Here is a 20,869-nt window from a genome sequence, read left to right as displayed (position 1 = left end):
AAGCAAGAAGCCATGGCCAGCCTGCCCGACGCCCCCACGGTCGAATCCGCCACCTTCGACGTGCTCGAGGGACCGGGCGCGGGYACCGGCGCGATCGCGGTGCAGTTCAACCCGGTCTCGCTCGAATACACGATCAGCAACGAGTTCGACGATCGAAACGGCAACAACGGCGCCCGCCAGTTCGTCAAGAAGAGCACCGCCAAGCTCGCGATGACGCTGGTCTACGACAGCAGCGACGACGGCAGCGACGTGCGGATCCAGACCGAGACCATCTCGCGCCTGATGGAGCCGGCCAAGGACGGCAAGAAGAAGTTCGCGCCCAAGGTCGCGTTCGGCTGGGGCACCTACACCTTCAAGGGCGTGATCGAGCAGTACAAGGAAACGATCGACTTCTTCGCCGCCAGCGGCGTGCCGCTGCGCGCCAGCATCGCGCTGACGCTGGCCGCGCAGGAGGTCGAGTTCCAGAGCAGCAAGAACCCCGACGCCAGCGTCGACGGCAACCTGACGCCCGATCCGGTCGATGTGCCGCCGGGCGCCGCGCCGGCCTCGGTCGCCAATGCGCTCGGCGATCCGCGCGCGGCGCGCGCGATCGCCTCGGCCAACGGCGCGGCCAGCCTGCGCTTCGGTGCCGATGTCTCGCTGTCGGTCGGCGGCGCGGTGAGCATCGGCGCGCCGGTGGCGTTCTCGGCGGGGGCGGGGCTGTCGGTCGGCGCAGGTGCCTCCATCGGCGGCGGGCTGTCGCTCGGCGGCGGCGCCGGGCTCGGCATCGGCGCAACGGCCGGCGCCGCGTTCGCGGGGCTGCGCGTCGGCACCGCGGGCGCCAGCGCTTCGGTCGACACTGCCTCGGCCCGCGCCGCGCTGCTGCCGGCGGCGGGCGTCAGCGGCCCGGTCTCCTTCGGCCCCGGCGGCCGCGCGAAGGCCAGCGGCGGCGCCAGCCTGTCGGCCGACGTCGGCGCCGGTGCCGACCTGCATGCACGAATCGGATTCGGAGATTGACGATGCCCATTTCATTCGACGAAGTCTCGGCCGAGATCGAACGCGAGCCGGCCCGCGGCAGCACCGAAGGCGCCGCCGCGGCCGCTTCGCCGCCGCCCGATCCGCGCGAGCAGTTCGAGCGCGAGCTGAGGATCTTCTCCGAGCGGCAGGCGCGGCTCTCGGCCGACTGAACGCAGCGCACCAAGGAACGATCGCATGTCCGAAACCAGCCTCAGCCAATCGGCGATCTTCAGCGCCCGCCCGGTGGTGCGCATCGGCGGCCAGGCGGTCGAGCGTGTGACGACGCTGCTGAGCGCGATGCGGATGGAGGAGAGCGAAGGCGGCATGAGCACGCTCGAACTGCGGCTGTCCAATTGGGTCGCCACCGGCAGCGGCGGCGCCGAGCTGGCCTTCGATGCGCAGTCGCCGCTGAAGCTGGGCGCCGAGCTGCGGGTCGGCACCGGCGACGAGGCGGCGCCGAACGAGATCTTCCGCGGCAAGGTGAGTGCGCTCGAGATGGTCTGCAACTACGGCCAGCCGCCTGAGCTCGTGGTGCTGGCCGAGGACGCACTGAGCGCCGCGCGCCGGGCCCGCCGCACCAAGGTCTACGCCGGCATGACGCCGGCCGACGTGATCCAGGCCGTGGCCGGCAACCTCGGCCTGTCGCCGACGGTGACCGGCCTGGCATCGCCAAGCGGCACCTGGATGCAGCTCAACGAGACCGACCTGGCCTTCCTGCGCCGCCTCGCCGCACGCTTCGAGGCCGACTTGCAAGTCACCGGCACTGCGCTCGCGGTGGCGCCGCGGCAGGAGGTGCAGCGCGGCACGATCGAGCTCACGCTCAACAGCCAGCTGGCGCGGGTGCGCATCACGGCCGACCTGGCGGACCAGGTCACGGCCGTGACCACCGCGGGCTGGAACGCGCAGGACGGCAGCGCCGTGAGCGGTTCGACCAYGGGCATCACGCATGGCGGGCCGGGCAGCGGCAAGAGCGGCGTGGCCTGGGCCGAGGAAGTCTTCGGCACACGCAGCGAGCATGTCGGCAGCTACGCGGTGTCGACCGACGGCGAGGCGCAGGCGCTGGCCGAGGCCGCGATGGACCAGCGGGCGCGCCGCTTCCTGCGCGCCGAGGGCACGGCCGAGGGCAATGCGCGCATGCGGGTCGGCGCCCAGGTGCGCCTGAGCGGCATCTCGGCGCAGTTCGACAACAGCTACTACGTGACCGAGGCACGGCACCTGTTCGACATGCGGCAGGGCTACCGCACCGAGTTCCGCGCCGAGTGCGCCTACTTGGGCCAATGAMATGACCCCCGAGCTCACTTCGTTCACGGCCCCCCGAGGGGGCTCAATGCCCTTTGGGCGGCCGGGCGGGCATTGACATGAAGCGCGACGCCGTCTTCCACAACACCGCCGGCTGGATGCAATCCGGCTTCCTCGCGCGCGTGGTCTCGCTCGACGACCCCGACCGCCGCAGCCGCGTGCAGGTCAAGCTGCTGTCCTTCGCCGACGTCGCGGAGCAGGACTCGACGATGTGGGCGCGCGTGGTCTCCTCGTTCGCGGGCAGCGATCGCGGCGTGTTCTTCCTGCCCGAGGTCGACGACGAGGTGCTGGTGGTGTTCGTGCAGGGTGATGCGCGCCATCCATTGGTGATCGGCGGCTTGTGGAACGGCGCGGCGCAACCGCCCGCCGCGATCGAGTCGGGCGGCCGCAACCGCTTCAAGCGCATCAAGTCCAAGAACGGCATCGTCGTCACGCTCGACGACCAGGATGGCCAGGAGACGCTGAAGCTCGAGACGCCCGGCGGCCAGAAGCTCACGCTCAAGGATGGCCCGGGTAGCGTGAAGATCGAGGACAGCAACGGCAACTCGATCACGCTCGAATCGGCCGGCATCACGGTGCAGGCCGCGGCCAAGGTCAAGGTGCAGGCCTCGACCGTCGAAGTCACGGCCGGCATGGTGACGGTCGATGCCGCGATGTCGAAGTTCTCGGGCCTGGTCAAGTGCGACGTGCTGCAGACCAATGCCGTGATCTCGACCAGCTACACGCCCGGCGCGGGCAACGTCTGGTAGCAGGGAGAGGGCGACGCCATGCACGACATCCTCATCGGCGCCCCGCGCGACATGCTGGCGAGTTCCAGGCCCGCGCTGCTTCAGCGCAGCGACGAGGACTTCATCCAGTCGACCCTCGATGAATTGCGCAGCGCGCAGGGCCGCCAGGCGCTGGCCGGCCGTCGCGCCAGGGCGGTGGATGCCCACGGCACGCTGAAGCTGTTCCAGCCGATCCAGCGCCAGTTTCACCTGGCGCTGATCGAGGCCTGGTGCGACACGCCGGGCGCGCCGCGCATCGATCCCCAGCGGGTCGATTCGGCCGGCCTGGTGCTGCGCCGGCTCGATGCCAACGGCGAGCCGCAAGGGTGGATGCGCTCGAACGGAAGGGTGCGCGGCTGGGTGCCGATCTCGCGCGTCGGTGGCAGCGGCAGCGACCCGGCGGCGCGGCACCGGCTGCAGCGCCGGCTCACCGGCGTGGCCGACATCGACCGCCAGCTCGCGGGCTTCGCGCTGCAGCAGCCCGACAACCTGTTCGAGGAAGACGTGGTGCCGCTCTTCATCGCACCGCCCGATGTCTGCGCCGATGCCGGCAAGACCGTGTTCTACGGCATGGTGCCGACCGTCAGCAGCGAGATCAGCGAGGCCGCGCCGGCTGCGGCCGCGCCGGGGTCGGTCGGCTTCGGGCCGGACTCGAGCGCCTTCCGCACCCACCTCGTGGCGCCGCTGCGCGGTCTCGAAACGCCGTTCCCGTTTGCCGGTGCCCAGGTGGTGCCGGGCTGGTTCGATGCCAGCGAGTCGCCGGGCGAGGTCAAGCCGACCGACGTCACGGACGCGCAGTTCGCGGCCTTGAAGGCACCGATCGAGGACAGCGAGCAGCCAAGCCAGCCGGCCGGGCAGATGCGCGTCTTCCTGCTGCTGCTGCGCCAGCTCGCGAGCGAGTTCAATGCCTTCGATGGCGGCGCCGAGGCGAATGCGCTGCGGACCGCGCTGTCGACCATCTCGCTGCCGCTGACCCTGAAGGAAGGGCAGATCGAGCGGCTCCGCGTGCGCGCCGATCTTTTCCTCGCCGATGCCTGCAAGGTGCTGCTCAAGAAGGAGCGCATTGCCGCGCCGATCGAGATGCCCGAGCGCTGGCCGGCGCTGAGCCCCGAGACTACGCAGGCGCTGGCCAACGCGATGCATGCCGCGATGCAGGCACGCGCCGCGACRCTGCTGCCGCAGAGCGGCCGCTACGACGAGCCCGGCGCGCGCTACCAGGTGCGGGCCTTCGTCCGCATCAAGCCCGAGGGCGACTGCCCGACGCGCATCGTCTGGAGCCAGCAGAGCGAGCCCTTCGTGATCGCGCCCTGGTACGAGAGCGCCGATGCGCGGCCGCCGGTGATGATTCCGCTGCCGGACGCCAGCGACCGCGGCATGCTCAAGCAGCTCAAGCCCAACGTCGCCTTCGTGGTCCCGCCGTCGATGCAGAACCTGTTGTCGGGCAAGGCCCGCGACCTGCTCGAAGGCAAGGCCAACATGGGCTCGCTCGGCATCACCTGGATCTGCGGCTTCAACATTCCGATCATCACGATCTGTGCCTTCATCGTGCTGAACATCTTCCTCACGCTGTTCAACCTGATCTTCGGCTGGCTCTTCTTCATCAAGATCTGCGTGCCGTTTCCGAAGATGGGCAACAAGGCGCCGGCGAAGCCGCCGTATCCGTCATGAGCGCCGCGCCGGGCCGCCCCAAGCAAGCTCGCGCCCCCTCGGGGGGCAGCGAGGACACGCAGTGCCGAGCGTGGGGGTCTGTATGACTGGCTTTCCATTGCTGCCATTGCCCGACGCGAACGGCGCGCTCGCGTGGCCCGATCTTGCGCAGTCGGTGCGCGACGGCATCCGGCTGATTCTTTCGACCCGGCCCGGCGAGCAGCTGATGCGGCCCGACTTCGGCGGCGRCCTCGACCGGCTGCTGCATGCGCCCAACACGGTCGCCACGCGGCGCCAGATCCGCGACCTGGTGCGGGACGCGCTGACGCGCTGGGAGCGCCGCATCCTGCTCGACGCGGTCGAGGTCTGGGAGGTCGACAACGAGCCCAGCGCACTGCGGGTCGAGATCGTGTTCCGGCTCGCGCGCACGGGAACCCCGGGCGCCATGAACGTCACGGTGCAATTGGAAGGCTGAACCATGCCCATCCTGCCGCCTTCACTCGACGACAGACGCTTCGACGACCTGGTCGAGGACCTGATCGCGCGCATCCCGGCGCACACGCCGGAGTGGACCAACCCGCGGCTCGGCGATCCGGGCCGGACGCTGATCGAGCTCTTCGCCTGGCTCGGCGATGCGCTGCTGTACCGCGCCAACCTGATCCCCGAACGGCAGCGGCTGGTGTTCCTGAAGCTGCTGGGCATGGGCCTGAAGCCCGCACAGCCTGCCCGCGCCATCGTCAGCCTGGGCTTCGCGCAGCCGACCGAACTCGGCGCCCATACGCTGGCGCCCTATGGCAGCGTGAAGGCGGCCCTGCCCTTCGAGACGCTGGCCGAGACGACCGTGCTGCCGCTCAGCGGCGAGGCCTACATCAAGCGCCGCCTGAGCCCGCAGGAGCGCGCCGATCGCGCCGAGGTGCTGCAGGGCCTGGCGCGCATCCACGGCATCGCGGGCACGCCGCAGGGCTACGAGACCACGCCGGTGTTCGCCGAGGGCAGGGCGGTGCCTGGCGGGCTCGATGTCTTCGGCCAGAGCGCCGACCGCGCGCTGTGGGTCGCGCTGCTGGCGCCTGTCGCGCCGCGGCCGGTGGACCAACCGGCCGTCAACGCCGCGGTCACGCTGGCGATGGGCACCGGCGGCGGCGGCTTGCCGGCGCTGCTGTCGGTCGGCGTGGTGCCGGCGCTCACGATGCCGGCGCCCTTCGAGGACGTCGCCACGCCTGCGCCGGTGCCGGTGCTGTGGGAACTGACGACGCAAGGCGCGAGCGGCTTCGCGACCGACTACCTGACGCTCGGCGTGCAACCCGGCACCGACAGCAGCGGTGGCCTGGCGCGCGCCGGCACGCTGCGCTTGCAGCTGCCGGGCCAGCGCGACATCTGGGCGCCGCCCAACGATGTCGGCGTCAATCCGCTCGCCGGTGTGGGCGATGCGCCGCCTCGGCTCGACGATCCGGATCGCGCGGGGCGCGTGGTCGCCTGGCTGCGCCTGCGGCCGAAGCCGGGTGAAAGCGTGGCGTCGCTGAAGCTCGCCTGGCTCGGCGTCAATGCGGCCGAGGTCGACCAGCGCACCACGGTGACGGCGCGCGTGCTCGGCGCTTCGACCGGTGGCGGCTCGCAGACCTTCTCGCTGCCCTTCGGCTCCGTCGATCCTTCGTCGCTGGTGGTGCAGGTGGAGGAGCCGGGGCAGGGCTACCGCTCCTGGACCGCGGTCGACGACCTGGCTGCGATCAGCGCCGACGCGGCGGTAGCGCGCGAGGCCCGCGTGTTCCAGCTCGATGCCGAGGCCGGCACGCTGCTGTTCGGCGATGGCGTGCGCGGCCGCGTGCCCGAGCGCGAGATGCGGGTGCGGCTGGCGAGCGGGCGCTTTGGCGGTGGCCGCGCCGGCAACCTGCCGCCCGGCAGCATGGGCGAGCTGCGAGCGACGCGCATCGACGGGCGCGCGGCACCGGCGATCGCGGTGCAGCAGCCGCTGGCGGCCGAGGGCGGCGAGGATGCCGAGACGCTGGCGCTGGCGGAGCGCCGCATCCCCGCGATGCTGCGCCATCGGGACCGCGCGGTGACCGAGGAAGACTACCGCCGTCTGGCCGAGGAGGCGCCCGGCATCGAGGTCGGCCGCATTGAGGTGCTGCCGCGCTTCAAGCCCGCCGACCGGCGCTTCAACGTGCCGGGCGTGGTCAGCGTGATGGGCTTGCCGGCCGCGCCGCTGCAGCCGGCGCCGAACCCGCGGCCCGACCGGCCCTTCATCGAGCGGCTGCATGCGCATCTGTCGGTGCGGGTGCCGCTGGCCACCGAGCTGTACGTCATCGGCTGCGACTACGTGGCGCTGGGCATCGCGGTCGCGGTGCGGCTGCGCGACGGCTTCGCGCGCGACAAGGTGCTGCTCGACGTGCGCGAATCGCTGCGCCGCCTGCTGTGGCCGCTGGCGCCGGGCGGGCTCGACCAGAAGGGCTGGCCGCTGGGCCGCGCGGTGCGCAGCCGCGAGCTCGAGGTTGAGGTGTCGCGCGTCGACGGTGTCGACGAGCTGCGCGGCATCACGCTGTTCCAGCGCAACGGCGATGCCTGGCAGGCGCTGCCTTCGATCGCCTCGGACGGCGCGCAGATCCTGACGCTGCTGGCGTGGCAATTGCCCGAGCTGCTGGCGGTGGTGGCGGTCGAGGGCGATTCGCCGCCGCGAGATCTGTCGGCGCTGCCGAATCCATTCGCCGATGACAACGCAGTCGCGGTCCCCGTTGTGCCGGAGGTCTGCTGAGATGAAACACCCCCGAAGCGCCTGCGGCGCCTCCCCCTCGAGGGGGCGATACCGGCGGCCCGGCAAAGCCGGTTCCGCGGTATCCCTGGCATTTGGCTGCGCCGGTTTCATGCGTCGCGGGTCACGCGATCACGTGGTGGAGCACTGACATGAAAAGCCCCCACGCGCATCACTTCGTGTATTGCTGCCCCCGCAGGGGGCGCTCAACGCCCTTCGGGCGGCCGGGCGGGCACTGACATGGATGCCAACGGCCTTCGCTTCTGGCAGCTCGCGGACCGGGCTGCATGGCCCGACCTGCGGCATGCCGGCGTCGCGGGCGCTTGCGCGGCGCTGCGGCTGGCCTCCGAACGTACGTTGCTGCCGGCGCTCGCGCCCGCCGCGGCTTTCACCGCCGCGCAGGCCGCGCTGGAGGAGGTGCCGCGCGCGGTCGATGCGCTCGAATGCGTGGCCAGCTGGGACGGTGGCGTGCGCGGCGTGGTGGTGCACGGGCCGCTGCCCGACGACGTCCTGCTGCTCGACCTTGACGAGACGCCGAGCGATCTTTGCGTCGTCCATGACGGCGTGCTGCTGATCGTGCGGGCCGGCGGTCTGCTGCTGCACGACCTGCGCGGCCGCTGGGCCGACCTGCCGGTATCGCTCGAGGATTTCGTCGCCTGGCGGGTGGCGCCGATCGCCGCGGACGGCGCGTGGGTGCTCGAACGCACCAGTGGCCGCATCGCGCGGCTGCACGGCCAGCCGCTGCGGGCGCAGACGCCGACCACCGACATGTACGGCCCGCAGGTGTTCCGGCCGGAACCCGAGAACGGCTGCCCGCCGACGCTCGAGCTGTTCGCGACGCTGGCGTTGGGCGCCAGCGAGCGCCTGCTCGCGATCGCCGACGACCGGACCGGGGGGCCGATGCTGCTGTGCTGGCTGGACGGCGAGGGCAGTGCGGCGGTGCGGCGCTGGAATGCGGCCGAGGCCCGCTTCGAGGCGCCGCTGCAGCTCGACGGTGCCGCCTATGCCTATTCGCTCGCCACGCTCGACGGCGACCGGATCGCGCTGCGCGTGCCCGGCCGGCGCGATGCACCGGCCTTCGATCTCGCGGCCGCGGATGCGCAGCGCCGCGTGGTGCCGCTCGGCGAGGTCTTTCCGCTCAACGCCGAGGCGCGCGAGGCCTCGTTCTGCGGCGGCGTGCGCGAGGACGGCCAGCCGCCCCGCTACCCGGTGGCGGCGCGTCGGGCCGAGCCTCTCCATGCGCTGTCCTACCAGACCTCGGCGCGGCGCGGCGAGGCGCGCAATTTCCTCGCCGCGGCGGGTGACGATTTCCGTGCCTCGCTGATCGACAGCGGCGACACCACCACCGTCTGGCACCGGCTCAATGCCGAAGCCGTGATTCCGCCGCACTGCGGCTTCGTGGTCTGGCTGGCCGCGACCAATGTCGCCCGGCCGCCGGCCGACGACGACGGCACGCAATGGCATCCGCATGCTTTCGGCCGCGAGGCCGCCGCCATCGACGAGGGCGCAGGCGGCCCACAGGTGCCGAACGCCGCGTGGGACCGGGCGCCGAGCGAACTGGCCGGCCATCCGGGCTTGCTGTCCGGCGATCGCGTACCCGGCCAGCGCGGCCTGTTCGGCGTGCTGGTGCAGGCCAGCCGCCGGCGCGTGCGCACGCTGCAGGGACGCTACCTGTGGTTGCGCGTGGTGCTGTCGGGCGATGGCCGCGCCAGCCCCGAGATCGTTGCGCTGCGCGCCTGGGCCAGCCGCTTCTCCTACGTCGACCGCTACCTTCCGCGGGTCTATCGCGAGAGCCTGTTCGGCGATGCGGCGCTCGCGCCCGGAGTCGGCGCCGGCCGCATCGAGATCGCGCACGCGGCAGCGCTGGATGCCGGCGGCGCGCTTGACGACACGGTGCGCGCCCGGCTGATGCTGGCCGGCGTCCGGCCCGGCGCGGCGGTTTCGGTGACGGTCGAGCGCGCGGGCCAGGCCTGGCTGCTGCACGATGCCGCGAGCGCCTGGCGGCTGCGCCGCGAGACCGACACACAGGGCGCGGTGCCGGTGGACTTCATCGCGATCTACCTGCCGCAGGCCACGCCGACGGACTTCAATGCGCGACTGGTCGCGAACTTCGAGGGCGTGCTCACCCAGCTGGAGGACCGCGTGGCGGTGGCCCATCTGCTGAGCGATCCGCAAGGGGTGCCGGAGCCGAATCTCGAATGGCTGGGGGCCTGGATCGGTGTCGCCTTCGATCCTGCGCTGCCCGCCGACCGGCGGCGCGAATGGCTGCGCGCCGCCCCCGATCTGGCGCGCCGCCACGGCACCCGCGACGGCTTGCGGCTGGCGCTCGACGTCGCCAGCGGCGGTGCGGTGCGCGGCGGCGAGATCGTGGTGGTCGAGGACTTCAGGCTGCGCCGCATCCTGGCCACGCTGCTCGGCGTCGACATGAGCGATGCGCACGATCCGCTGCTGCCCGGCCTGCACCAGAGCGGCAACTCGATCGTCGGCGACACGCTGTTCGTCGGCAGCAGCGAAGGCGCGGAGCTCGCGGCGCTGTACGCCGATGTCGCGACCAGCGACAGCGAGGACGCGGCCGCGCTCGACTTCCTCGGCCGACTGGCCCATCGCGCCACGGTGCTGGTGCACCAGGAGCTCGAGCCGCAGGACTTCGCGCTGATCCGCCGCATCGCGCAGCTCGAAGCGCCGGCCCATGTCTTGGTGCGCGTGGTGGGCGCGACCTGGCCGCTGCTGGTGGGCATCGCCAGCCTGGTCGGGGTCGACACCTACCTCGGGCCGCCGCGCCGACCGCGGCCGGTGCGGGTCGGTGTGTCCTCGATCGGCCTCGGGGATCGGCTCATCGGGCCCGGCGTGCTCGACCCGCGGCTCGCCGGCAACACCGGCGCGCAGGTCGGGCCGCCGGTGGCCGATGCGGGGCGCGACCGCGCGGTGCCGGCGGGCACCAGCTTCGTGCTGGATGGCAGTGGGTCGCGTGCGCCTGAAGGGCGACGCATCACCGAATACCGGTGGCGGCTCTTGCCGCCGCAGGACTGAACCCGGGAGTGTCATGAAACTCTTCTTGGGACGAATGGCGTTCTACGTTGCGTGGACGGCGGCGGCGGGCGGTATGCCCTGGGCCGGCCGACGTCACCGGCCCTTCGGGCTGCCCTGCGCTGCTCGCGGTACGCGGGGTCTCGCTCAAACTCGCCTTCGGCTCAAACAGTCGCGAGCCCTGATCCGCGCACCGCTGCGCTGCTCGGCGGTGCCTCAACGGCCGGCCCAGGGCATACCGCCCGCCACCGCTGATACGTTCGGCCCGTACCGCGTGCCGGGCGCCCGCCCCAAGGGACACGACCACGCATCCAAGATTCCTTTCAACCCAGGAGAAACCACATGGCTGAATTCGTGATCGGTACCGACATCAGCACCGCCGAGGCGGTGATCGAAGTCACGGTGAGCCCCGACAAGCCGTTGCCGGTGGGCCGGCAGATCTTCCGGCTGATCGTGGTCGACGACTCGGGCAACGAGTCCAAGCCCGACCAGATCGTGGTCATCATCGCCGACCAGGCGGCCCCGACCGCGGTACTCCAGGGGCCGCAGACCGTGGCCTCGGGCACCAGCTTCAAGCTCAGCGGCGAGAAGTCCTTCGACGTCGGCGGCGGCAAGGTGGTCAAGTACGTCTGGACCTACGTCGGCCCGGGCACCTGAGGACGACGGGGACGCACCATGGTCGCCTTCACGATCGGCAGGCCCGTCACCACCGATGTCCCCGGCATCGACGTGGACGGCCTGCCTGCGGGCAGCCATCGCTTCCAGCTGGTGGTCGAGGACAGGAACGGCGTGCGCTCGCAGCCCCACCAGATCGTGGTGCTGGTACGCGACCGCGTGCTGCCGCCGATCGATCCGCCGATCGTGCGGCCGCCGGTGGTGGGGCCGGTCGTCGACCCGGTGCGCCCGCCCATCACCGGCCCCGTCATCGCCGGTCCGCTGGTCTCGCCACTGGTCGTGCGCGACGCCGGTCCGGTGCCGCCCGCGCCCAAGCCGACCCCGGCACGCAAAAGCAAGAGGAGAAAGCCATGACCATCCTGGCCACCGCGGCCGACCCGCTGTTCGCGCAGCCGCGCGCCGAGCGGCCGGCCTATGCCACCGGCATGCTGCTCGACGCGCAGGACTTCAGCGACGAGCAGACCTACCACCGCGGCCGCCTCGCGCTCGCCTTGTCGCTGTTGGCCGGCGGCGGCACGCTGGCCGGGCTCGCGGTCGAGCACCAGCCGCAGAGCGCGACCCAGGCCGAGGAGGTGCGGGTGCGGCCCGGCGTCGCGGTCGACCGGCTCGGCCGCCTGGTCGAGCTGCCGCGTCCGGCCTGCCGCGGGCTGGCCGACTGGTTCGCCGATGTCGCGGCCGCCGACGGCGGCGATACGCTGCGCACCAGCGCCTACGGCAACCTGCAGCGCTTCGTTTCGGCGCGCTTCCTCGCAGCCAATCCGGCGCTGCCCGCGCGCGCCGTGGTGGCCGATGTCTACCTGCGCTTCGCCCAGTGCGCAGTGGGCCTGACGCCGAGCTTCGCGGCCGGCCCTTTCGACGCGCTCAACGCGGTGTCGACCTCACGCATCCGCGATGCCTACGAACTGATGATGGTGCCGCGCACCGGTCTCTCGGACACCCAGGCCGGCCTGCCGCTGCCGCCGGCCGGCCCGCTGCTCGGCACCGGCAGCGCGAGCGAGCGAAGTGCGGCGGCGCAGGATGCCGTGCTCGGCGGCTATGTCGCGAGCGGCCACGTCGGCGGCACCGCGCAGGGGCTGCCGCCGGGGCCCGAGCATCCGCCGAACCTGGATACCAGCGCGGTCTTCATCGCCCGCGTGCTGCTGCCGGTCGGCGCCGCCAACCCGCCGCAGCGCACGGCCGACGTGCCGCTGGTCGACAACTTCTCGCGCCGCTTCCTGCCCTCGATGCCATTGCTGTGGCAGTCGGCGGGCCTTTGATTCCCCAGCCTTCCGGAGCCCGCCATGGCCACCTCCTTCCTCGATTCGCGCAGCTCGAACTTCTCGAACGTCGCGCGCGGCGCCTCGCGCGAACAGATCGCCCTCGACGAGGTGCGCCGGCTGCGCAGCAGCGGCGTGCTGGTGGAGGACGCGCGGCGCGAGCGGCCGCGCTATTTCGATGGCCGTTTCCTGGCGGCGCGCGACCTGATCAAGGACCAGCAGTACTTCCTCACGCGCGAAGCCGACCTCGGTCGCGCGGCCGGCTCGGGCGTGGCGACCGGCTTGCAGGTCAACATCGGCGACAGCGCCTCGCAACTCGTCATCGGCGCCGGGCAGGGCATCACGCCGACCGGCGAGCTGGTGCTGCTGCCGGCCGACCTGCGCATCAACTTGAGCGACCTGCCGCTGGCCGAGCAGCTGTCGGCGCGCTTCGGCCTCGGCCGCATTCCGGCGGCGCCGATGCGCAGCCGCACCGGCCTCTTCGTGCTGGCGCTGCGGCCGGTGGAGTACACGGCCAATCCGATCGGCGCCTATCCGACCACGCTGACCGGCCCGCGCACGGTGGAGGACGGCGACGTGATCGAGGCCACCGCCGTGACGCTGGTGCCGTGGCAGGACGACGGCGCCGCCGATGCGCTGCAGGCCCGCCGCGCGCATGCGGCGCGGACGATCTTCGTGCAGGGCGGCAATGCGGCGGTGGCTTCGGGCCTGCTGCCGCTCGCGATGCTGGCGCTCGAAGGCAACAGGCTGGTCTGGATCGACGAGGCGATGGTGCGGCGCGAACTCGGCGCCGACCGCGGCGACCTGCCGGGCCTGGGTTTCRCGCCGCGCGCGCTGCGGCTCGCGCACCTGATGCAGCACACCACCCACCTGGAGGACGTGACGCGCCAGCTCGGCGGCCGCAGCTTCCCGGCGGCGACGCAGTTCGAGGCGCTGCCGCCGGCCGGCCCGCTGCCGCCCGGCATCATCGCCACCAGCGATTTCACGCAGCGCTACTTCCCCACGGAGGTGGATGTCGACTTCTCGGTGATCCCGGAGGACGAGCTGCCCGCGCTGGTGGAAGAGTCGCTCGCGCTGCCGCCGATCGACCTGCAGGACAGCGAGGCCGCGCTCGACCGCACCGCGGTGCTGGTGCTGGCGCCGGTCCCGCGCGCCGAATGGCGCGCGGTGATCGCGCGGCTCGAGTCGCGGGTGCGCACGCTCCGTCCCGCGGCACCGAACCAGGTCGCGCTGCGCAAGCCGCTGGAGATCCTCACGCGGCTGCGGCTGCCCCTGCCGCTTCCGGCGCCGGCGCCTTCGGATGCCGAGTGGACGCGGCTGGCCAACCTGCCTCGCCTCTGGTACGTGCGGCGGCGCAACCTGGCCTACCGCGACGACCTGGCCGGCACGCCGCTGGCGGTGATCGGCGGACCGACGCCGGCGCCCGCACCCGCCGCGCCGCGCGCCGTGCGGGTCGCCGTGCCATCCGCTGCGCCCAAGGCAGCGGCCGCGAAGAAGGCCTCAGCCAAGAAGACCACCCGGGCGTCGGGCGTCGAGCCGGCTTCGCGGTCGACCAGCCCCAAGGCTTCGTCGCGGGCCGCGGCAAAGAAGGCGGCGCACAAGAAGCCCGCCTGAACGCGACCGCCCCGATCACCGAGCACGCCACAAGGAACCGCCATGGCCATCCGACCCATCGCCACGCCGCTTGCCGGTGAAAGAGTGCTGGCGCTGTCGCCCGAGAACGCGACCGATGCCTCCACCTTCTGGCAGCGGCGGCTCAACCTCTTCGCCGGCCGCGCGCTGTCGGCCGGCGCGCTGGCGCAGCGCCAGGCCTGGCAGGCCGGCCACATCGCGCAGCGCGGCCAGGACTGGGTGCCCGGCACGGTCGACGGCTTCGAGGCCGTGGTGCGGGGCGCCACGGGCGGCACGCGCTTCGCCGACGTCGCGGTGCACATCGCCAGCGGCCGCGGGCTCGCGGTGACCGGCGAGGACGCGGTGCTGCGCCAGCCGCTCTCCACCACGCTGGCCGACCTGCCGGTGGTCGCTCCGCCGGGCTTCTTCGACGACGGCAGCGGCGTTGGCGCACCCACGGCCGACGGTTCGCTGAACCCGCGCGAGATCGGCGCCGCGCTCGGCGCGCTGTCCGCCGCTTCGCGGGCGGCCCTGCCGAGCACCGGGATCCTGCTGCTGCAGCCGGCCCTGGCCGACACCTCCGAGTTCGATCCCGAGGACCCGTGCGAGCGGTCGGCCTGCGACGAGGGCAGCACCGGCGACCCGAGCGTGTTCGAGGACTGGCGCATCGGCGACGCGGTGCGACTGCTTTGGTACGTGTGGCCGAGCGAATGGCGCGCCTTGCCGGCGCCCGGCCCGGGCGCGCGCAATGCGCTGGCTTGGACCATCTTCGAGGCCGAGGCCGAACTGGCCGCCGCCAGCGCCCTGCCGTGGGAGGGCTGGGGCGTGCCGGTGGCGCTGGTGCAACTCGACCTCGCCACCGAGCAGCCGCTGTGGGCCGATCGCGCGAGCGTGGTGCGCCGCGGCGGCCTGGCGCGCAACGCCCGGCTGCAACTGGCCACCGGCACCGCCGGTGCGCCGCTGCTGGTGGCCAGCAGCCGGCTGCCCTCGCTGCAGCAGGCGCGCATCGAGCAGTTCGCCGAGGAGGTCGCCGCGCTGTCCGCCGACGCCGCGCTCGCGCCCGAGCAATTGGCGACTTCGTTCCCGGGCTTCCTGCCGCCGATGGGACTGCTGCCGCGCAACTGCTACGAACCGGTGACGCGCCGCAGCGCCTTCTTCCCGGCCGGCTTCGACATCGACGCGGTGCCGGTGCCGGTCGAGCAACTCGACATCGCGGCGCGTGCCAATGCGGCGCTGGCACCGCTCGACATGCAGGCCACGGAGAGCGTGCGGCTGCTGGTGCCGGTGCCGCTGGCTTCGTGGGAGCCGCGGCTGTTGATCACCAACGAGACCCCCGACCCGGAATTCCAGCGCACGCTCGATCGTTTCCTGCGGGTCCGTTCGCGCACGCTGGGCTTGCGCCAGGGCCTGCGCGTGCGGCAGTCGGTGCTCAAGCACGGGCTCGACGGCCAGCCGCCGCAGGTGGTGGCCTGGAACGATGACGACGATGCGGTCGAAACCGAAACGCTGTCGCCCTGGGGCCCGGCGCCGGCGGGTGGCGGCCACCGCAGCCGGCTGGTCGCGGGCCTGCACCAGCACTACTTCGAGCGTGCCACGCAAACGCTGGCGCCTGGCGGCGACCCTCTCTACTGCTGGGTCAACCTCGACCCCGACCATCCGCCGCGCACGCTGATGCTGCAGTGGCACGTGGCCGGCGCCGACTGGGAGCATCGCGCCTACTGGGGCGAGAACCTGATCGCCTTCGGTACCGACGGCACCGCCTCGCGCCGGCGCATCGGCGAGCTGCCGGTGCTGGGCGGCTGGGTGCGGCTCGAGGTGCCGGCGGCCAGCGTCGGCGTCGCCAACGCCACCCTCGACGGCATGGTCTTCACCTTGTTCGACGGCCGCGCCGCCTACGGCATGACCGGCAGCGGCAGCGGCGCCAGCGAACGCAAGTGGTTCTGCAACGTGCTGCCCGACGGTGCCCAGCGCTTCGGCGACGACGGCTGGGAGATGCTGACCGCCAACGACCTGTGGACCCCGTTCGAGCCCATGCTGGGCGTGCTGCCGGCGACGCCCGCGGCGCCGTCTTTCATCTCGGGCGGCCATGCGGATGCGCCGGCCAAGGGCCTGCACTTCCACAGCTACGACATCGCGCTGGCGCCGGCGCCGCGGCCGCCGGCCTTCGCCGTGCAGCCGACCGAGAGCCTGTACGCCTGGGTCTACCTCGACCCCAACGACCCGCCGCGCGAGATTCAGCTGCAGTGGCGGGTGCGCGACGGCAACATCGCGCGGCGCGCCTACTGGGGCTGGAACCAGATCCCGTCGAACGTCGCCGATGCGCATGCCGGCGTCTATGCCGGACCGCTGCCGCAGCCGGGCGGCTGGGCCCGCCTGTCGATCGCGCTGTCGGCGCTCGACCTGCCCAACGGCGCGGCCTTCACGGCGCTCGATTTCATGCAGTTCGACGGCTTCGCGGTGTTCGGCCCCGCGGGCGCATTGAGCACCGCCGCCACCGGCGCGCCGATCACCGAGCGTCCCTGGATTGCGGTCACCGATGCGCCCGGCGGCGGACCGACCACCAATCCGGGCTGGCACCTGCTGACCGCCGCGCAGTTGCGCGCGCCGTCGGCCGCCTCGATCAATGGCAAGGTGGCGGCGCTCGACGACCTGTTCGCGCACCCGGCGCTGCAGGTCTTGTCGGCCCACGAGCGCATGCAGCTCTACCTGCTGGGCATCGACGGCTTCTCGGCCTATCTGAAGTCGCGCACCGACCGCGCCGACGACCTGGTCGACTACGGCTTCGTGAAGGTGCAGACCGACGTCTACCGCGTGCGCCAGCTGATGCTGGGCACCACCGCGGCGACCCGGCTCGCGGTCTCCCCGGTGCTGGCGACGATCGCCCAGGCCGAGACCGCGACCGCTTCGCAGGAGCAGATCTCCAGCTTCATCGCCGACCTGAAGAAGAAGGTGGTCGCGACCCCGCCGAGCGCGGCGCCGGCCGCCGCGGTGCGCGCGGTCGCCGGTGCGGCGGCGGCCACCACCGCCGGCACGCGTGCGGGCAGCCTGCTCGCCGCGCCGCTCGCCACCCGCATCGACACCGGCGTGATCTCGGTCGGCGGCAGCGTCGGCACGCGGCTCGGCACCGGCGTGATCGGCACCACGCTGGGCGACACGGCAACGGTCAAGCTGCCGATCTCGACCGGCCTGGCCGGCAGCATCGGCAGCAGGGCGGAGCTGTTCGACACGCGCGCGCTCGGCGACATCCAGGTGATCGGCATCGGCGGCGGCAGGGCCGCGGCGCCGGCACCGCCGTCGCCTTCCGACGTCGCCAACGCCGACCCGCTGACCGGCAGCGCCTTCATCCGCACCACCACCATCGCCAAGCGGCTCGAAGACCCCAAGTCGAAGGAGGCGCGCGACTACGCCACCTCCTCGCGCTACGAGGCGGTGCTGTCGCTGGTGCGGCTGGCCGACACGCTGACCGCGGAGGATGGCGGCGTCACGCCGGGCCTGTTCCAGGACGTGTCGATGCGCGGGCTCGACGGCGACACCTTCCTCGACGACCTGAAGCCGCCGGAGGGCGGGCCGCCGCCGCTCGAGCGGCCTTTCACCGATTTCCTGGTCAAGCGGCCGTTGCTCGCGGCGCTGCTCAAGGTGCCGACGCGGCTGCCGGCCGGCCAGACCACCGGCGATCCGGACGAGGGCGCGATGTTCTCCGACAGCACCGACCTGTCCGACCATGTGGTGGCGCTGATGCGCAAGATGGAGGGCCGCATCAAGCTCTACCGCGATGCGCTCGGCGTCTGCAATGCCGCGGCCACCGGCGTGCGCGGCGCGCTGGCCGAGGTCGGCACGCGGCTGGTCGATGTCGCCGACGCGCTGGCCGAGGCCCGGCACGACGTCAGCGTCGCGCGCTCGCTGCTGGCCGAGGAAAGCGAGCGGCTCGATGCGGTCAACGCGAACCGCATCCGGGTGCTGGCCGACGAGGTCAAGTTCCTGGCCTTCGTGCGTCCGCGCGAGGTCGAGAACCTGCTGGCCACGCCGACCCATTCGGTCGACCCCGGCCTGCTCGAGGCGCCGGTGCCGGCCTGCCTGCGCGCGCATCCCGATGTGCCCGACGAGATCGCCGACATGATGCGCGTGGTGCGCGAAGCGCCGGCCAACTGGTTCGTCGCCGCGCCGCCGATCCTGCAGCGGCTCGACCGCTCGGAGCCGCTGTTGCGCATGGTGCAGGTGGCCAAGACCCGCGCGCTGTCGGGGCTGGCGACGCCGATCGTCGCCGCCACCGCGGGCGTGACGAAGATCAGCCAGGCCATCGCCGGTGTCGCGACGCGGCAGGTGCAGGCGCTGGCGCCGCGCATCGCGGCGATGCAGGCGCTCGACCTCGCGGCCCTCGCCGGCCTCACCTGGCAGGGCCAGCGCGTGCAGGCCGAGCAGGTGGTGTCCTTCGCCGACCTGGCCGACGGCGGCCACGGCCGCGCGGACGTCGCGCGCAGCGCCGCGGCCGAACTCGAGAACATCCGCAGCATCGCGGTCTGCCTGCACGCCGAGTTCTCGGCCGTGCTGCCGGCGCTGCGGCTGCAGTGGGCCGAGACGCTGTCGGAGTTCGACGCCGCGCCCAACCTGCGCAACCTCGCGAGCCTGCCGCGCTGGTCGGAGATCGCCTTCGAGGACCGCAAGCAGATGCAAGGCTACGTCGACTGGCTGTTCGGCCAGATCGAGCCGAACAAGCCCGATGCGGTGGCGCTGGTCAACGACGTGGTGCGCATGTGCCTGCTGCTCGCGAGCCATGCGCCGGTCGACCGCATCATCACGGGCCGCCTGGCGCGGCCGATGCCGGCGGTGGTCGTCGGCACGCGCATCCCGTTGCTGGCGATCGACGCCTCGAAGCTGCGCGTCGGCATGCAGGCCGTGGCCTACCGCGGCGAGCAGGTGGTGGCGCGGGCGCTGGTGGAAGACATCGGCAATGCCGAGATCTCGGCGCGGGTGGTGCAGACGTTGGCGATGCAGGTCGAGCTCGGCACCGACGTGCGGATTCATTTCGACGACGGCGCGATGCTGAGCATGAAGACGGCCAGCGCCAAGCGCACCTTGTTCGGACGATAGCATGCCCACCCCCGTTGCTTGCTCACTTCGTGTAGCCGCCTCCCCCCTCGAGGGGGCAACACCGGCGGCCCGGCAAAGCCGGTTCCGCGGTGTTCCACCAACGGGCCTGGCTTCGCCGGCCGCAGCTGAGCGGCCCCATGCAATCGTCGGACGTGGGGACGAGCTGTGCTGACACAGCGTCACGCCCGTCGCCTGCGGCTCGTGGCCGGCAGCGAGGAGGCGGCGCGCGCCGCGGTGGTGCGGATCGAGGACGCGCTGCGCTGCGCCAGCCTGCCCGATGCCGGCGCGCGGCTGCTGCTGGTGCGGCGACTGGCGCTGGGCCGGCTGCCCCGGCAGGCCTCGTCGCAAACCATCGCCCGCGTGATCGAGGCCCGCTTCGCCGACAGCGCCGTGGTGTGGACGGACGGCGCCGGCGCCGATGCAGCGGCCGCCGAGCACGTGGCGTTCCGCAGCGCATGGCATGCGCGTGTCGCGCTCACGCGGCGGCTGCTGCAGGGCAGGGGCTGTACCGCGTGGTACTGGCCCCTGGCAGTGGCGGAATTCCGGGTCGGCGCCAGCGCTGGGGACAACATCCGGGCCATCGCGCGCGCCGTGGCCCTGTCCGGCGAGGCGGCGGTGGCGCTGCCGGCGTGGGCGCTGCATGCGACACGCAGCGGCGGCGCGCGGAGGCTCRCAGCGATGGTGCCGACGGCCCTGGGCGAGGCGCTGCTGCGCGCGTCGGGCCTGAACAGGCGGGAGGAGGCGCCGGGCGTCGTCGCTGCCGGCGCCGGGCCCTCGGCGTCCCGCCTGCCGCCATGGCTCGAATGCCTGCTGCAAGCGGCCGGGGGCGGATGGAACGCGGGGCACCGGCCGCTCGTCTCGGCGCCCCCGCTGGTTGCACCGGACACACCGATGGCAGCCGATGCCGGCGCCGGCCTTGCGCCGGTGCTCCCAGCGGGCACACCGGCCGCTCGGCCTGCTGCAAGGCCCTTGGCGAGGGCGACGGACGGGCGGCTTGCGCGACCGCTCGACGCGACCGTGCCGGTGTTCGCATCGTTTACCGCACCGGCATCGGACGCGTCGCGCGCAGCCCCGGACGGCATCGCCATCACGCCCGCCGAAGTCGGCGCGGCGAGCGGCTGCTGCGACGCGGCGCCCACCGCTTGCGGCGGCCTGCTGTTCCTGCTGCCGGTGCTGGCGCGCCTCGGCCTGCCGCGCTGGGCCGGCGCGGCCTCGGCCGATCCGGCCGACTGGACCCGGGCGGTCCTCTCCGCCGCGCTCGAACGGCTCGACGCCCCAGGCGACGACCCGATGTGGCAATTGGTCGCGTGCCCGGCGCCGCCGTGTCGCATCGATGCGGACGCGCCTGCGTCGTGGCGCGAGCTGCTGGCGGCGCCGCGCGGCGCGCCGTCCATGCCGCTGGCGCAGGCGCTGGCGACCGCGGCGAGCCCGAGCGAGCAGGCCCGCCTGTGGCTGACTGCGGTGCGCCGCTGGCTGCGTCGCGGCGCGCGCATCGGGCTTGCGAGCCTGGTGCTGCGCCCCGGCTGGCTGAGCCTCACGCCGACCCATGCCGACGTGCATTTCCGGCTCGCGGCCACCGATCTGCGGGTGCGGCGCATCGGGCTCGACATCGATCCCGGCTGGCTGCCGTGGTTCGGCCGCGTGGTCGCCTACCACTACCGGGACGCCCCGGCGTCATCGTCGTGAACGCGCCCGAGGCTCTGCCGATCCGCGCCGCGCTGCGCGTGCCGCTGCATTCGCTCGCGCTGGCCGTGCTGGCC

14 protein-coding genes are annotated in these 20,869 nt (G+C 72.9%); all 14 read left to right on the top strand.

Features of this window, described 5'->3' with window-relative positions:
* Positions 1–12 precede the first annotated feature (12 nt).
* On the top strand, positions 13–996 hold the full coding sequence (locus AC1D2E_RS17910; protein WP_478198637.1) for a CIS tube protein: 984 nt from the start codon (positions 13–15) through the stop codon (positions 994–996).
* Between the two features lie 2 nt (positions 997–998).
* Positions 999–1,166, top strand: coding sequence for a hypothetical protein (locus AC1D2E_RS17905; protein WP_478198636.1), 168 nt, complete (start codon positions 999–1,001; stop codon positions 1,164–1,166).
* A 25-nt stretch (positions 1,167–1,191) separates the two neighbouring features.
* The gene (locus tag AC1D2E_RS17900) at positions 1,192–2,277 is read left to right on the top strand and encodes a phage late control D family protein (RefSeq protein WP_478198635.1); all 1,086 of its coding nucleotides are present in this window, start codon (positions 1,192–1,194) and stop codon (positions 2,275–2,277) included.
* Between the two features lie 77 nt (positions 2,278–2,354).
* Positions 2,355–3,044: a phage baseplate assembly protein V gene (locus AC1D2E_RS17895; RefSeq protein ID WP_478198634.1), complete on the top strand. Its 690-nt coding sequence runs from the start codon at positions 2,355–2,357 to the stop codon at positions 3,042–3,044.
* 18 nt (positions 3,045–3,062) lie between these two features.
* Positions 3,063–4,730, top strand: a complete 1,668-nt coding sequence (locus tag AC1D2E_RS17890) for a hypothetical protein (protein WP_478198633.1) — start codon at positions 3,063–3,065, stop codon at positions 4,728–4,730.
* Between the two features lie 82 nt (positions 4,731–4,812).
* Entirely contained in the window at positions 4,813–5,184 is a 372-nt protein-coding gene (locus tag AC1D2E_RS17885) for a GPW/gp25 family protein (protein WP_478198632.1), read from the top strand.
* A 3-nt stretch (positions 5,185–5,187) separates the two neighbouring features.
* The gene (locus AC1D2E_RS17880) at positions 5,188–7,455 is read left to right on the top strand and encodes a putative baseplate assembly protein (protein ID WP_478198631.1); all 2,268 of its coding nucleotides are present in this window, start codon (positions 5,188–5,190) and stop codon (positions 7,453–7,455) included.
* A 237-nt stretch (positions 7,456–7,692) separates the two neighbouring features.
* Entirely contained in the window at positions 7,693–10,482 is a 2,790-nt protein-coding gene (locus tag AC1D2E_RS17875) for a phage tail protein (protein WP_478198630.1), read from the top strand.
* Between the two features lie 339 nt (positions 10,483–10,821).
* The gene (locus AC1D2E_RS17870) at positions 10,822–11,136 is read left to right on the top strand and encodes a hypothetical protein (protein ID WP_478198629.1); all 315 of its coding nucleotides are present in this window, start codon (positions 10,822–10,824) and stop codon (positions 11,134–11,136) included.
* Positions 11,137–11,154: 18 nt separating this feature from the next.
* A complete protein-coding gene (locus tag AC1D2E_RS17865) occupies positions 11,155–11,508 on the top strand; it encodes a hypothetical protein (RefSeq protein WP_478198628.1) in 354 nt (117 codons plus the stop codon).
* The gene (locus tag AC1D2E_RS17860; RefSeq protein WP_478198627.1) at positions 11,505–12,410 is read left to right on the top strand and encodes a hypothetical protein; all 906 of its coding nucleotides are present in this window, start codon (positions 11,505–11,507) and stop codon (positions 12,408–12,410) included. The genes AC1D2E_RS17865 and AC1D2E_RS17860 overlap by 4 nt, the downstream gene beginning before the upstream one ends.
* A 24-nt stretch (positions 12,411–12,434) precedes the next feature.
* Positions 12,435–14,024 carry a hypothetical protein gene (locus AC1D2E_RS17855; RefSeq protein ID WP_478198626.1) on the top strand — a complete coding sequence of 530 codons (1,590 nt, stop codon included), beginning with the start codon at positions 12,435–12,437 and terminating at the stop codon, positions 14,022–14,024.
* 42 nt (positions 14,025–14,066) lie between these two features.
* The gene (locus tag AC1D2E_RS17850; protein WP_478198625.1) at positions 14,067–19,109 is read left to right on the top strand and encodes a hypothetical protein; all 5,043 of its coding nucleotides are present in this window, start codon (positions 14,067–14,069) and stop codon (positions 19,107–19,109) included.
* A gap of 165 nt (positions 19,110–19,274) precedes the next feature.
* Complete coding sequence (locus AC1D2E_RS17845; protein ID WP_478198624.1) at positions 19,275–20,795, top strand: hypothetical protein; 1,521 nt, start codon at positions 19,275–19,277, stop codon at positions 20,793–20,795.
* The last annotated feature ends 74 nt before the right edge of the window (positions 20,796–20,869 follow it).

The sequence above is a fragment of the Variovorax sp. P1_H2 genome (genome assembly GCF_056405295.1).
The sequence above is the reverse complement of the archived record's forward strand: the minus strand, read 5'-3'. Positions and strand labels throughout refer to the sequence as shown.